Below are 14,041 nucleotides of genomic sequence, written 5' to 3' on the forward strand. Positions count from 1 at the left end.
GGCGTTCCGAGGGGTGGCGGGGCGGTGTCGGAGTGCGGGGTGTCAGCCGCATGGATGCCGCTGCCAAGCCTACAGGGACGTACTTGCGGCGTCCCCGCACTCCGACACCGCCCCGCCACCCCTCGGAACGCCCGCTTTTGACGTTGACGTTGATTCGGCAGGTGCAGGGCTGCAAGCCCTGCCGAAACCCTCCCCAACCATGACTGCAGTCACTTGCCCGGAACCGCGGCGCTGGCGAAAGTCGAGGGGTTGATGTGATCGGCTCGGCCCGTTGCCGGCCGCACGCAAGCGAGAGAGAGAAGCGCTGTGCAACGACGTGAGTTCCTGGCTGTTTCCGCTATGGGCCTGGCCGGCCTGCTGCTGCCGCATTCCCGTGCCATCGCCGCCGAGCAGCTGCTGGCACCGGTCGATACCGCCCAGCGCCGGCGTCTGGCCGAGGTCGCCCTGGCCACTGCACGCACGGCCAAGGCCAGCTACTGCGACGTCCGCATCGGGCGCTACCTCAACCAGTCGGTCATCACCCGCGAGCACCAGGTCGGCAATGTGACCAATCGCGAGTCGTCCGGCGTGGGCGTACGCGTGATCGTCAACGGCGCCTGGGGGTTCGCTGCAACCCACCAGCAGACCGAGGCCGCCGTGCGCGCTGCGGTCGAGCAGGCCGCGGCCATTGCCCGCGCCAACGCCAGCATCCAGACCCGCCCGGTGCAGCTGGCGCCGACCCCGTCGGTCGGCGAGGTGCGCTGGCAGACCCCGGTGCGCCGCAATGCGATGGCGGTGCCGATCCAGGACAAGGTCGAGCTGCTGCTGGCGCTCAACGCCGCCGCGCTGAACGCGGGCGCCGACTTCATCAATTCCACGCTGTTCCTGGTCAACGAGCAGAAGTACTTCGCCTCCAGCGATGGCTCGTTCATCGACCAGGACATCCATCGCATCTGGCTGCCGTTCACCGCCACCGCCATCGACAAGGCCAGCGGCAAGTTCCGCACCCGCGCCGGGCTGTCCTCGCCGATGGGCATGGGCTACGAGTTCCTTGATGGCGATGCGCGCGGCAAGGTGCAGCTGCCCGGCGGCATCACCGCCTACCGCGATTCCTACGACCCGGTCGAGGACGCCATCGCCGCGGCCCGCCACGCGCGCGAGAAGCTGAAGGCGCCATCGGTCAAGCCCGGCAAGTACGACCTGGTGCTGGACCCGTCCAACCTGTTCCTGACCATCCACGAGAACGTCGGCCACCCGCTGGAACTGGACCGCGTGCTCGGCTACGAGGCCAACTACGCCGGCACCAGCTTCGCCACGCTGGACAAGCGCGATGCCGGCTTCCGCTGGGGCAGCGACATCGTCACCTTCTTCGCCGACAAGACCCAGCCGGGCAGCCTCGGTGCGGTCGGCTACGACGACGAAGGCGTCAAGACCCAGCGCTGGGACCTGGTGCGCGACGGCGTCCTGGTCGATTACCAGGCCACCCGCGATGAAGCTCATATCCTTGGCCGCGACGCATCGCATGGCTGCAGCTACGCCGATTCCTGGTCCAGCGTGCAGTTCCAGCGCATGGCCAATGTCTCGCTGGCGCCGGGCAAGCAGCCGCTGAGCGTCGAAGAGATGATCAAGGACGTGGAGAACGGCATCTGGATCCACGGCCGCGGTTCGTACTCGATCGACCAGCAGCGCTACAACGCGCAGTTCGGTGGCCAGCTGTACTACCAGATCAAGGACGGGAAGATCACCGGCATGGTCGAGGATGCCGCCTACCAGATCCGCACCCCGGAATTCTGGAATGCGTGCACCGCCATCTGCGATGAGCGCGACTTCCGCCTGGGCGGTTCGTTCTTCGACGGCAAGGGCCAGCCTGGCCAGGTCTCGGCGGTTTCGCACGGCTCGGCCACCACCCGCTTCAACGGCATCAACATCATCAACACCGCGCGCAGTCTCGGCGCTTGAGCCACCCCATCCTTCGACATGGAGAGCAGCCTTGCAAAGACGTGACTTCCTGGCCCTGACCGGGCTTACCGCGGGCGGGCTGATCGTGCCCTCCTTCTTCGGCAAGGTGATCGCCGCCGAACAGCTGCAGTCCAGCCTCGACCCGGCGCTGAAGAAGCGCTTGGCCGACGCCGCGCTGCAGGCGGCACGCAGCGCCGGTGCCACCTACTGCGACGTTCGCATCGGCCGCTACCTGCGGCAGTTCGTGATCACCCGCGAAGACAAGGTGCAGAACGTGGTGAACACCGAGTCCACCGGCGTGGGCATCCGCGTGATCGTCAACGGTGCCTGGGGCTTCGCCGCCACCAACGCGCTGGGTACCGCCGACGTGGCCAGGGCCGCGCAGCAGGCGGCAGCGATCGCCAAGGCCAATGCCGGCGTGCAGACAGCGCCGGTGCAGCTGGCCAAGGCGCCGGGCGTCGGCGAGGTGAGCTGGCGCACGCCGATCCGCAAGAACGCGATGGACGTGCCGATCAAGGACAAGGTCGGCCTGCTGCTGGATGTCAACGCCGCGGCGATGGGCGCCGGCGCCAGCTTCGTCAACTCGATGCTGTTCCTGGTCAACGAGCAGAAGTACTTCGCCTCCACCGACGGCTCCTACATCGACCAGGACGTGCACCGCATCTGGGCACCGATGACGGTCACCGCCATCGACAAGACCAGCGGCAAGTTCCGTACCCGCTCGGGCCTGTCCTCGCCGATGGGCCTGGGCTACGAGTACCTCGACGGTGCCGCCGCCGGCAAGGTGGTCAGCCCGAACGGCGTGGTCAACTACAGTTCTTCCTACGACATGAAGGAAGACGCCATCGCCGCCGCCAGGCAGGCGCAGGAGAAGCTGAAGGCACCGTCGGTGAAGCCGGGCAAGTACGACCTGGTGCTCGATCCCTCGCACACCTGGCTGACCATCCACGAGTCGATCGGCCACCCGCTGGAACTGGACCGCGTGCTCGGCTACGAAGCCAATTACGCCGGCACCAGCTTCGCCACGCTGGACAAGCGCGAGCAGCATTTCCAGTACGGGAGCGAGCTGGTCAACATCTTCGCCGACAAGACCCAGCCGGGCAGCCTCGGCGCGGTGGCGTACGACGACGAAGGCGTGAAGTGCAAGCGCTGGGACCTGATCAGCAGCGGCAAGCTGGTCGACTACCAGACCATCCGCGACCAGGCCCACATCCTCGGCAAGACCGAGTCCGACGGCTGCTGCTATGCCGACTCGTGGTCCAGCGTGCAGTTCCAGCGCATGGCCAACGTGTCGATGGCACCGGGCAAGAAGCCGCTGAGCGTGCCGGACCTGATCAAGGACGTGGAGAACGGCATCTACATCATCGGCGACGGCTCGTTCTCGATCGACCAGCAGCGCTACAACGCGCAGTTCGGCGGCCAGCTGTTCTACGAGATCAAGAACGGCCAGATCACCCGCATGCTGGAAGACGTGGCCTACCAGATCCGCACGCCGGAGTTCTGGAACGCCTGCACCGCCGTGGCCGATGAGCGCGATTACCGCCTGGGCGGTTCGTTCTTCGACGGCAAGGGCCAGCCGGGCCAGGTCTCGGCGGTCTCGCACGGTTCGTCGACCGCGCGCTTCAACGGCATCAATGTCATCAACACCGCCCGCAGCCTCGGCTGACCGGTCAGGAGCCCTTACACCATGAGTATCTTCACCGAAGCCCAGGCCAAGGCCATCCTCGACAAGGTCATTGCCCTGTCCAAGGCCGATGAATGCACCGCCGTGCTGGCCGGTGCGATCGACGGCAACATCCGTTTCGCGCTCAACAACGTTTCCACCAGTGGCATCGTCGACAACACCGAGCTGGCGGTCACCGTCGCCTTCGGCAAGCGCGTCGGCACCGCCTCGATCAACGAGTTCGACGATGCCGCGTTGGAGCGCGTGGTGCGTCGTGCCGAGGACCTGGCCCGCCTGGCCCCGGAAAACCCGGAGTTCATGCCGGCCATCGGCAAGCAGACCTACCGCGCCAGCCCGACCTTCAGCGAGTCGACCGCGGCGATCGATCCGGCGTTCCGTGCCAAGGTCGCCGCCGATTCGATCGCACCGTGCCGCGGCCACGGCCTGATCGCCGCCGGTTTCCTCGAGGACGGCCAGGGCTTCCAGGCCACCGCCAACAGCAACGGCAACTTCGCCTACCAGCGCACCACCAACTTCGACTACACCTGCACGGTGCGCACCGAAGATGGCCGCGGTTCGGGCTGGGTCGGCCGCAACCTGAAGGACGCGGCGGACTTCAAGGCCGACCAGGACATCCGCATCGCCATGCGCAAGGCCACCGAATCGGCCGAAGCCAAGGCGCTGGAGCCGGGCAAGTACACGGTGATCCTGGAACCGGCAGCGGCGGCGGGCCTGATCAGCTTCATGATGAATTTCTTCAACGCGCGCTCGGCCGACGAAGGCCGCAGTTTCCTGTCGAAGAAGGGCGGCGGCAACAAGCTGGGCGAACAGGTCTACGACCCGCGCGTGACCATGATCGCCGACCCGTGGCATCCGGAGGCGCCGGTACTGCCGTGGGACGGTGAAGGCATGCCGCGCGAGCGCATGGCGATCATCGAGAACGGCAAGATCGCCAACCTGAACTACTCGCGCTTCTGGGCACAGAAGCAGGGCAAGACCGCCAAGGCGTCGCCGGGCAACCTGCTGATGAGTGGTGGCGACAAGAGCACCGCCGAGCTGGTGCGTGGTACCCAGAAGGGCATCCTGGTCACCCGTACCTGGTACATCCGCATGGTCGATCCGCAGACCGTGCTGCTGACCGGCCTGACCCGCGACGGCACCTTCTACATCGAGAACGGCCAGATCAAGCACCCGGTGAAGAACTTCCGCTTCAACGAGTCGCCGGTGATCATGCTCAACAACATCGAAGAGCTGGGCAAGCCGGTGCGCGTGGCCGGTGATGAATCCAGCTACGTGATGATGATCCCGCCGATGAAGCTGCGCGATTTCACATTCACCTCGCTGTCCGACGCTGTCTGATGGATCGCCGGGCCTGCCTGCGCTGGTTGGCCGCTGCCGCTTCGGCGGCGGCGCTGCCAGCCTGGGCGCAGGCAGGCCCGCGCAGTTCACGCTACGACTTCTGGTTCACCCGCCTGCAGTACGACTCCGGTGACTGGGACGTGGATGCGCGCATGCCATCCAACCTGATCACCTCGCTGATCGACTACACCTCGCTGCGCGTGGACCCGCAGGAACACGTGGTGGCACTGGCCGACCCGCGCATGCTGGAAGCGCCGTTCTGCTACCTGGCCGGGCACACGCTGGTCGAGTTCAACGCGGCCGAGCGGCAGAACTTCGTGCGCTACGTGCGCAATGGCGGCTTCGTGTTCGTCGACGACTGCAACCACGACATCGACGGCCTGTTCGCCACCTCGTTCGAAGCCCAGATGGGCCGACTGTTCGGCCCGAAGGCGTTGCAGAAGCTGCCCAACAGCCACGCGCTGTACCGCAGCTTCTTCCGTTTCCCGGACGGCCCGCCCGCCACCAGCTTCGAGCTCAATGGCTGGGGCGACGACCTGGTGCACGATTACCTGAAGGGCATCGAGGTCGATGGCCGCCTGGGCCTGCTCTACAGCAACAAGGACTACGGCTGCGAGTGGGACTACGACTGGCGCAACAAGCGTTTCCTGGCCGAAGACAACACCCGCTTCGGCGTCAACATCGTGATGTACGCATTGAACAATTGACCGGACTGCAGCCATGACCTCCCCCGATCTCGATTCCCTGTTGCCGCGCCTGGATGAGCTGCGCAGCGCCCTGGCCCGTGCCGTGGTCGGCCAGCACACGGTGGTCGAGCAGTTGTTGATCGGCCTGCTGGCCGGCGGCCACTGCCTGCTGGAAGGCGCGCCCGGGCTCGGCAAGACCCTGCTGGTGCGCTCGCTCGGGCAGGCACTGGAGCTGCAGTTCCGGCGCGTGCAGTTCACCCCCGACCTGATGCCCAGCGACATCCTTGGCACCGAGCTGCTGGAGGAAGACCACGGCACCGGCCATCGCCATTTCCGCTTCCAGCAGGGCCCGATCTTCACCCACCTGCTGCTGGCCGACGAACTCAACCGCACCCCGCCCAAGACCCAGGCCGCGCTGCTGGAGGCGATGCAGGAACGCACGGTCAGCTACGCCGGCACCACCTACGCATTGCCGGCGCCGTTCTTCGTGCTGGCCACGCAGAACCCGATCGAGCAGGCCGGCACCTATCCGCTGCCGGAAGCGCAGCTGGACCGCTTCCTGCTGCACGTGCTGGTCGATTACCCCAGCGAGGACGAGGAACGACAGATCCTGGAACAGACCACCGGCGGCGCCACTGATGCGGTGCCGAAGGTGATGGATGCCGAGGCGGTGATCGCCTTGCAGGCCGCCGTGCGCCAGGTGCATGTCAGCCCCGATGTGCTGGCTTGGATCACCCGCCTGGTACGCGCCAGCCGCCCCGGCGAAGGCGCACCGGCGGCGATCAACCAGTGGGTGAAATGGGGCGCCGGCCCGCGCGCCGGGCAGTCACTGGTGCTGGCGGCGAAAGCACGCGCCCTGCTGCAGGGCCGCTTCGCTGCCACCCGCGAGGATGTGCAGGCGCTGGCCGCACCGGTGATGCGCCACCGACTGCTGCTGTCGTTCGCCGCCGAGGCCGAGCAGAAGCGCGCCGACGACGTGGTCGCCGCCCTGCTGCAGGCCGTGCCGTTCCCGGGTTGATCCAGGCGTGAACGCAGGTACACCGCTGACGTTGCCACCAGAACTGCGTGCGCGCCTGCGCATGCTGCGCTTGCGGCCACGCCTGGCCAGTGGTGCCAGCGGCATCGGCCAGCATGCCAGCCGCAGCCGCGGTGCCGGGCTGGAATTCGCCCAGTACCGTGCCTACGAGCCGGGTGACGAACTGCGCCAGATCGATTGGAAGCTGTACGCGCGTTCGGACCGCTTCTTCGTTCGTGAATCGGAACGCGAGAGCCCGATCACGCTGTGGGTGCTGCTCGATGCCACCGCCTCGGCCAGCCAGGCCGATCGCGCAGCGCCGCAGCGTACGCGCCTGGACCATATGCGCGGCGTTGCCGCATGCCTGGTCGAACTGGCCCTGCAACAGGGTGACCGTTTCGGCCTGTTGGCCGTCAACGGCGACGGGCTTCAACGGGTGCCCGCCGCCAGCGGTGCACGCCAGCGCGACCGGGTACATCTGCAGCTGCAAGCCCTGCAGGCACGCGGCAGCTGGCCCGCCGCCGAGCGCCTGCGCCCCGTGTGGGAACGCGTACGCCCGGGCGATCTGCTGCTGGCGGTCGGCGATGGTTTCGACGAGGCGGGCATCGTCCTGCTGGAACAACTGGCCAGCGCCCGCCGCGAGGCGGGGCTGCTGCAGATCCTGAGTGCCGACGAGCGTGATTTCCCGTTCGATGCCGGCCATCGTTTCCGCGATCCCGAGAGCGGGGAAGAACTGCTGGGTGACGGTGCGGCGATCCGTGCCGACTACCTGCAGCGCTTCGCCGCTGCACGCGGCGCCTTGCAGGCGCGGCTGCAGGCCGGCGGCATTGCCCATGCGACCGGCTGGCTCGACACGCCGCTGGACCAACCCCTGCAGGCGCTGTTCGGCCGTGGGAGCGGCGCATGAACCTGCTGTTCCCGCTGGGCCTGGCCGCGCTGGCGGCGTGGCTGTTGCCGCTGCTGATCCATCTTGCCCGGCGCCATCCGTATACACCGCTGGATTTCGCCGCGCTGCGCTGGTTGCGCGCGCAGATCCGGCCACGCCAGCGCATCCGCTTCGATGACTGGCCGTTGCTGCTGGTGCGCCTGCTGTTGCTGGCCGCGCTGGCGCTGTTGCTGGCGCGGCCGGCGTTGATCGGCCCTGCCCCGCTCCCCACGGCGTGGACGGTAGTGGCACCGGGGTTGGACGCGACCGCACTGCGCGGCACCGCCGAAGAGGGCAACTGGCACTGGCTGGCGCCTGGCTTCCCCGCCATCGATCACGCGCCTCCGGTATCCAGCGCATCGCTGCCCAGCCTGTTGCGTGAACTGGACGCACAGCTGCCCGCGGGCACCGCGTTGACCGTGCACGTTCCCGATCCCTTGCCTGGCCTGGATGGCGCCCGCCTGCAGCTGTCCCGCGACGTGCAATGGCACACGCAGCCGATGCCGGTCACATCGCCGCAGACGGCAGTGGCACTGCCTCGACTACGCGTGCACGGCGAGGCATCCGCCACTGCCCAGCACTGGTTGAACGCACTGCAGCGCGCGTGGGGCGTGCAGGCACTGCCGTCGCCCCTGGCGGAGGATGCTGTGCCCGAACGCGGCGAGATTGGCGTGTGGAGCCGCAACGATGCACTGCCGGCGAACTGGCAGGCGTGGCTGCGCGACGGCGGTCTTGTCATGCGTGCCGGCAAGCCTGCTGCCAGCGCCCGAATCCTGTTGCGCGACGCCGAGGGCGTACCGCTGCTCTGGCAGCAACGCATCGGCCAAGGCCAACTGCTGTCGTTGCCCGGCGACTGGAATGCCGCCAGCAACGTTGCGCTGCGCGATCCGCAGTTGCCGCGTGCCCTGCTGCTGGTGCTGCAGCCGCCCACGGCTCCGCGTCTGGGCGATGCACGTGACCAGGCGCCGCACCGGGCCGCATTGCCTGTTGTAACACCACCGCCGCGTGAGCCGACGCCTTGGCTGTTGCTGGCCATCGTGCTGCTGTTCGCGCTGGAACGCTGGATGGCCAGCAGTGCCCGACGCAGGGTGGCCGCATGAACACCCTGCAGCACGCCTGGCAACGCGCGCGCCGCCGCCGTGCGCTCATCACCCTGCTGCTGGGCCTGCCGTGGGCGCTGGCCGCAACGGTACTGGCGCTGCGCCTGGCGGGTTTCGATGTCGCCTGCGTGGTTGGCACGGTCAGTCTGCTCACCTGCGCGGCCTTCGCCACGGCACGTGCCCGCCAGCTGGACCGGCAATGGCTGCAGCGCCAGCTCGATGGCAGCGGTGCCAGCGAGGACAGTGCCGACCTGCTGTTCGCCGATGCCGCCACGCTCAATCCGCTGCAGCAGCGCCAGCGTGCGCATGTGCTGGCCACGCTGGAGCGCACGACACCGGACCTGCGCCCGCGCTGGCCGCACAGGGCGTTGACCCTGAGCTGGGTCGCAGGCCTGGCCATCGTTGCACTGGCAGTCGGCTGGCCACGTTCCAGCCCCGGCTCCGCGCCTGCCCGTACGACGGCACCTGGCAGCACGGCTGCCGCGGGCCCCCTGCACCTGCAGTCCACCCGCCTGCGCATCGACGCGCCGGCCTATACCGGCCAGGCCACGCTCACCCAGAACGCACTGGACGCCAAGGTCGCCGCCGACAGCCGGCTGTCCTGGTCGCTGCGCTTCGACCGCGCACCGGACAAGGCATGGCTGCAGTTCCACGACGGCCGCCGGTTGCCGCTGAGCGAACACGATGGCCAGTGGCAGGCGCAGGATGTGGCACGCACGCCGGCGCTGTACCGCGTGGTGAGCGAGCCCGCACTGTCTGAAGCCCGCCTGCATCGGCTGGATGTGGTCGCCGACCGTGCACCCAGTGTGCGCGTGCTGGAACCGGCTGCCAGCCTGGTGCTGGGCACGCCCGGGCAACGCCAGTGGTCGCTGCGCTTCGAGGCCAGTGACGACTACGGCGTCGCCGCGCAGGCGACGTTGTCGATCACCACCACGCAGGGCAGTGGCGAGAACATCACCTTCGTCAAGCGCAGCGTCAGCCTCGCCGGCAGCGGCGAACCAACGGCACGCCGTTTCGCGCATACGCTCGACCTGGCCGCGCTGGGCGCGCAAGCCGGCAACGATGTGATCGCCCAGCTGGAAGTGCGCGACAACCATGCACCGGCGCCGCAGACCGGTCGCAGCAGCAGCGTGATCCTGCGCCTGCCCAGCGCCGAAGTCGCACTCGGTGCCGAACTGGAAGGCCGCATCAAGAAGACCCTGCCGGCCTATTTCCGCAGCCAGCGGCAGATCATCATCGATGCCGAAGCGCTGATCCGGCAGCGCCGCGGCCTGGCTGCGGACGACTTCGTCAAGCGCAGCGATGCGATCGGTGTGGACCAGCGCATCCTGCGCCTGCGCTATGGCCAGTTCCTGGGTGAAGAAAGCGAAGGCGCACCGAAGCCGCCGCCGACCAGCGACCTGCCCACCAGCGATGCACCGGCCGCAGGCGACCACGATGATGATCACGATCACGGCGCACAGGCCGGTGCCGACCACGACCACGACCACGACCACGCTCATGGCCATGACCACGGCGGCAACGGCGCCAGCGCCGATACGCCGCCGGTATTCGGCAGCGCCACCGATGTGCTTTCCGAGTACGGGCACACCCACGACCACGCCGAGGCGGCCACCCTGCTCGACCCGCAGACCCGTGCCACGCTGAAAGCCGCGCTGGACCAGATGTGGTCGGCCGAAGGCGAGCTGCGCCAAGGCCGCCCGGAGCAGGCGCTGCCGTTCGCCTACAAGGCCCTGGGCTTCATCAAGCAGGTGCAGCAGGCCGAGCGCATCTATCTGGCGCGGGTCGGACCGGAGCTGCCGCCGATCGATGAAGGCCGCCGGCTGGGCGGCGATCGTGCCGGCCTGGCCAGCCGTGAACTGCCGCTGGCCGCACGCACGCCACCGGACCCGGCGATTGTCGAAGCCTGGCAGCGTCTCGGCGATGGCAGCACCGTGCCCGACCTCGACGCACTCGCCAGCTGGCAGCAGCGCAATGCCGCCTACCTGCCCGACGCACTCGATCTGGCTGCCGCCATCGAGCAGCTGCGCATCGAACCCGGTTGCCGCGACTGCCGTCAGCGCCTGCGCGCGCAGCTGTGGCGTGCGTTGCAACGGCCGCTGCCGCAGGCGATGCGGCGCAGCGCGGCCGATGCAATGGGCCAGCGCTATCTAGATGCGCTGGAGGCTCAGCCATGAATGCCCCTGCATTGAACCTGTGGGTCTGCATCGCGCTGGCGCTGGTCGTCGTGGTCGCCAGCGCGCGCCGGTTGCGCCGCGCATCGTCACCGCGCGGTCGCCAGCTCGCCGTGGCCGGAGTGCAGGCAGTGGCAGCCGTGCTGCTGTATTTCTGCCTGCTGCCGCCCACGCAGCAACGCCCCGCGGGGGGCCTGGTGGTGCTCGCCAGCGAAGCCGACAGGGCCGGCGCGCTCCCCGCCAGCGACACCCTGCTGCTGTTGCCTGAAGCGCCCAGCGTGGCCGGTGGTGTACGCGTACCCGATCTGGCCACGGCGCTGCGCCAGCACCCGGTCTCCACCCTCACCCTGGTCGGCGCCGGCCTGAGCGCGCGTGATCGCGATGCGGTGCTGCCCGGCAGCGTGCGCTGGCAGCAGGTCCCCGCGCCGCGTGGCTGGGTCGCATTGCAGCCACCGGCCGACGTCGCGCCAGGTGCGCGTTTCGAGGTACACGCCCAGGCAAACGGCGTGGCGCACGCCAAGGCGGAACTGCTCGACCCTGCCGACAGCGTGGTCGACCGCGCGGACGTTGCCGGCGATGGCCACGTGCAGCTCAGCGGCGTTGCCCGTGCCGAAGGCCGCAGCGTGTTCCAGCTACGCCTGCTGGATGCCCAGGGTCATGTGGTGGACAGCGCGCCGGTACCGCAGCAGACCCTGCCGGCGGCACCGCTGCGCCTGCTGGTGCGTGCCAGCGCGCCGGGACCCGAACTGAAGTACCTGCGCCGCTGGGCGGCCGATGCCGGCATCCGCACGCAGGTGCAGGCCGATACCGGCGCCGGCCTGAGCGTCGGCGACGGCGCCGTGCCGCTGGATGCCGCGTCGCTGGCGCGCAGCGATCTGCTGCTGCTGGACGAGCGCAGCCTGGCGGCATTGAGTACAGGCCAGCTGGCTGCCGTGCGCCAGGCGCTGCGTGAGGGACTGGGCCTGCTGGTACGCAGTGCGGGTGCCCCCTCGGCCAGCGCACGGCAACGCCTGCACGATCTGGGCTTGCCGGTGCAGGGCGATGGCAGCAGCCACGTCCTCGAACTGCGCGGCGACGGCGAAGGCGCGATTCTCGCCGCGCGGCGTGGCCCGCTCGCTGCGGGTACGCTGCCGACCGGCTACGGCGAAGAGGCCGACCGCAGCTCGCACAGCGCGGCCCTGCCCACACTGGAGGCACTGGCGCTGCAGGCCCCGGGCAGCACAGCCCTGCTGCAGGACCAGGGTGGCAACGCCATCGGTGGCTGGCGCGCAGCCGGCAAGGGCCGCATCGGCCTGCTGCCCGTGACCGACAGCTGGCGCTGGGTGCTGGCCGGCCGCGATGACCGCCACGGCGAACTGTGGAGCAGCGTGGTTGCCACATTGGCGCGGGCACGGGGCAGCAGTGATGCGCTGTGGTCGCCGCAGCCGATCAGCTGGGCGGGCGAACGGCAGGTGCTGTGCGGCGTGCAGGCGCCACTGCAGGCGTTCGACGCACGCGCTGAAGGCACGCCGCTGATCGTCGATGGCGCGACGTCGGCCCTGCGCTGCGCCGGCTGGTGGCCGCGTGAAGCAGGCTGGCAGCGCCTGCAGCACGGTGACACGACCGTCTGGCGCTATGCATTCGACCCGAAGGACGCGCCTGCACTGCATCGGCAGGCAATGATCGACGCGACCACACGTGCACTGGCCACCCGCACGCCGGCAAACACGTCGGTGATGACACCCGTGCCGGGCTCGCGCTGGCCCTGGTGGCTGGCGTTCGTGCTCTGCGCATCGCTGCTGTGGTGGCTGGAACGGCGGCGCTGAACCCACCGATTGGATCGCAGACAGTATCCACGCATGGCGTGGATCTACCGACCGGTATCCCTGGTGGATGCCAACCTTGGTTGGCGCCTTTCCGCGGAGGTCAACGCTTGCCCGCGCGCCGGTACACGCCATTGAAGCGCACGTTCATGCCACCGCACTCGCTGTTGTCGGCCACGATCAGCACATCGCCCAGCGAATGCACACGCACCCGGCACGTATCCTCGACGAACTCGACGTCGGCGCCGTGCGGCGTCGCACGCGCTTCCACCTGACCCAGGTTCGGGCCATACGGGCGCTGCTCCGGCGTGGGGTTGGCAGAGGGCCAGTAGGCGTCGCCGTCCACAAGCAGCTGCCCGCCACGCACAGTGATGCGCAGGCCGTTGTCGCCATCCTTCCAGTCGCCCGCCCAGTCCTGCAGCGTTGGCGCGGCCACCGGCAACGGCTGCAGCTTGCTGCGGTCGACCCAGCCGGCGCTGCCACCCACCTTGTTCGGGAAGAACGCGCAGCGGTAGCGCCCCAGATCGCGACCGGTCACCACCGTATCGCCGTTGACCACGTAGCTGCGCTGCCGGCATGCCGGCTCGCCCTTGGCCGGACAGCCGTCCATGTCGCCGAGCAGGTACAGCCGCTGCGTATCCACCACCCGCGCCAGTGCGAACGAGCTCTGTTCGGCGGGGAATGCGCCGTTGCGGCAGGCACCGTCGGCGGCGATGCCGGCAGCGAAGGCAGGGATTGGCAGCACGGCGGCCAGCAGGACGAACGAACGCAGGAACATGGCAACGATCCCCATGGAAAAGGCCGAAGGATATACCGCCGCTATTTCACCGGTGGCGCGCCGGCATCCTGCTGCTGGGAGAACTGCAGCGCACGCTGCTGCTGCTCGGCACTGAGCTCCGGCGGCGGGCGCGCGACCGCCGCCTGGATCTGCGAAGGTCCGCCGGTCAGCTTGTTGACGCCCTTGGCGGCCGCCATCACGCCCTTGACCACGCCCATCATGATGTAGCCACCACCCATGCTGACCTGCTCCGGCGACGGCGGCTCGCTCCAGTCGCGGCTGAAGCGGTTGTCGCCGAACTTCACCGGGTTCTTGAAGCGGTACAGGTCCAGCGGCTGATCGTCTTCGGGCTTGAGCGCGCGCACTTCGCCGAGCGTGGTGACGTTGCCCTGCGGCGGCGCCGGGGCGGCGGGCACGGGATCGGGCACCGGCACGGCCTGCTGTGCCTGCGCACGCGCCAAGCCGGCCAGCAACAGGCCCGCCAGCAGTGCTCCCTGCGATCCACGTCCTGCCACCGCCATCCACCGTGTTGGTTGGGTCCGGTGAACAAGGATACGGATGTGGGCTTCAGATTTCGTTGGCATCGGCGGGGACATTCAGC

General features: G+C 68.8%; 11 protein-coding genes. 9 read left to right on the forward strand and 2 right to left on the reverse strand.

All coding sequences use genetic code 11. From position 1 onward, the window contains the following. Positions 1–306 precede the first annotated feature (306 nt). The 9 genes from ACMZPQ_RS12410 to ACMZPQ_RS12450 are packed head-to-tail and all read left to right on the forward strand — an operon-like array spanning position 307 to position 12,665. Positions 307–1,938: a TldD/PmbA family protein gene (locus tag ACMZPQ_RS12410; RefSeq protein ID WP_197582676.1), complete on the forward strand. Its 1,632-nt coding sequence runs from the start codon at positions 307–309 to the stop codon at positions 1,936–1,938. 31 nt (positions 1,939–1,969) lie between these two features. Further along, positions 1,970–3,604: a TldD/PmbA family protein gene (locus ACMZPQ_RS12415; RefSeq protein WP_197582677.1), complete on the forward strand. Its 1,635-nt coding sequence runs from the start codon at positions 1,970–1,972 to the stop codon at positions 3,602–3,604. A gap of 21 nt (positions 3,605–3,625) precedes the next feature. After that, complete coding sequence (locus ACMZPQ_RS12420; RefSeq protein WP_197582678.1) at positions 3,626–4,960, forward strand: TldD/PmbA family protein; 1,335 nt, start codon at positions 3,626–3,628, stop codon at positions 4,958–4,960. Beyond that, complete coding sequence (locus tag ACMZPQ_RS12425; RefSeq protein ID WP_005421001.1) at positions 4,960–5,667, forward strand: DUF4159 domain-containing protein; 708 nt, start codon at positions 4,960–4,962, stop codon at positions 5,665–5,667. Before ACMZPQ_RS12420 ends, ACMZPQ_RS12425 begins: the two co-directional genes overlap by 1 nt. Positions 5,668–5,680: 13 nt before the next feature. Continuing rightward, a complete protein-coding gene (locus ACMZPQ_RS12430) occupies positions 5,681–6,664 on the forward strand; it encodes an AAA family ATPase (RefSeq protein ID WP_197582679.1) in 984 nt (327 codons plus the stop codon). Positions 6,665–6,671: 7 nt separating this feature from the next. Further along, entirely contained in the window at positions 6,672–7,568 is an 897-nt protein-coding gene (locus tag ACMZPQ_RS12435) for a DUF58 domain-containing protein (protein ID WP_197582680.1), read from the forward strand. Next, on the forward strand, positions 7,565–8,686 hold the full coding sequence (locus ACMZPQ_RS12440; protein ID WP_197582681.1) for a BatA domain-containing protein: 1,122 nt from the start codon (positions 7,565–7,567) through the stop codon (positions 8,684–8,686). The genes ACMZPQ_RS12435 and ACMZPQ_RS12440 overlap by 4 nt, the downstream gene beginning before the upstream one ends. After that, positions 8,683–10,863, forward strand: coding sequence for a hypothetical protein (locus tag ACMZPQ_RS12445; protein ID WP_197582682.1), 2,181 nt, complete (start codon positions 8,683–8,685; stop codon positions 10,861–10,863). The genes ACMZPQ_RS12440 and ACMZPQ_RS12445 overlap by 4 nt, the downstream gene beginning before the upstream one ends. Beyond that, positions 10,860–12,665 (forward strand): hypothetical protein, encoded by a 1,806-nt coding sequence (locus ACMZPQ_RS12450; RefSeq protein ID WP_197582683.1) that lies wholly within the window; start codon positions 10,860–10,862, stop codon positions 12,663–12,665. Before ACMZPQ_RS12445 ends, ACMZPQ_RS12450 begins: the two co-directional genes overlap by 4 nt. A 100-nt stretch (positions 12,666–12,765) precedes the next feature. On the opposite strand, the gene ACMZPQ_RS12455 is transcribed toward ACMZPQ_RS12450, so the two are convergent. Both ACMZPQ_RS12455 and ACMZPQ_RS12460 read right to left on the reverse strand, forming a co-directional pair. Beyond that, positions 12,766–13,440, reverse strand: coding sequence for a hypothetical protein (locus ACMZPQ_RS12455; protein ID WP_197582684.1), 675 nt, complete (start codon positions 13,438–13,440; stop codon positions 12,766–12,768). A 41-nt stretch (positions 13,441–13,481) separates the two neighbouring features. Continuing rightward, entirely contained in the window at positions 13,482–13,961 is a 480-nt protein-coding gene (locus tag ACMZPQ_RS12460) for a hypothetical protein (RefSeq protein WP_197582685.1), read from the reverse strand. Positions 13,962–14,041: the final 80 nt, after the last annotated feature.

The organism is Stenotrophomonas maltophilia (genome assembly GCF_047497515.2).
Classification (GTDB): Bacteria; Pseudomonadota; Gammaproteobacteria; order Xanthomonadales; family Xanthomonadaceae; genus Stenotrophomonas.

Coding starts and splice junctions, on each gene's coding strand:
- ACMZPQ_RS12455 (WP_197582684.1), bottom strand. CDS start 13,440: ATGTTCCTGCGTTCGTTCGTCCTGCTGGCCGCCGTGCTGCCAATCCCT.
- ACMZPQ_RS12430 (WP_197582679.1), top strand. CDS start 5,681: ATGACCTCCCCCGATCTCGATTCCCTGTTGCCGCGCCTGGATGAGCTG.
- ACMZPQ_RS12440 (WP_197582681.1), top strand. CDS start 7,565: ATGAACCTGCTGTTCCCGCTGGGCCTGGCCGCGCTGGCGGCGTGGCTG.
- ACMZPQ_RS12445 (WP_197582682.1), top strand. CDS start 8,683: ATGAACACCCTGCAGCACGCCTGGCAACGCGCGCGCCGCCGCCGTGCG.
- ACMZPQ_RS12425 (WP_005421001.1), top strand. CDS start 4,960: ATGGATCGCCGGGCCTGCCTGCGCTGGTTGGCCGCTGCCGCTTCGGCG.
- ACMZPQ_RS12420 (WP_197582678.1), top strand. CDS start 3,626: ATGAGTATCTTCACCGAAGCCCAGGCCAAGGCCATCCTCGACAAGGTC.
- ACMZPQ_RS12450 (WP_197582683.1), top strand. CDS start 10,860: ATGAATGCCCCTGCATTGAACCTGTGGGTCTGCATCGCGCTGGCGCTG.
- ACMZPQ_RS12460 (WP_197582685.1), bottom strand. CDS start 13,961: ATGGCGGTGGCAGGACGTGGATCGCAGGGAGCACTGCTGGCGGGCCTG.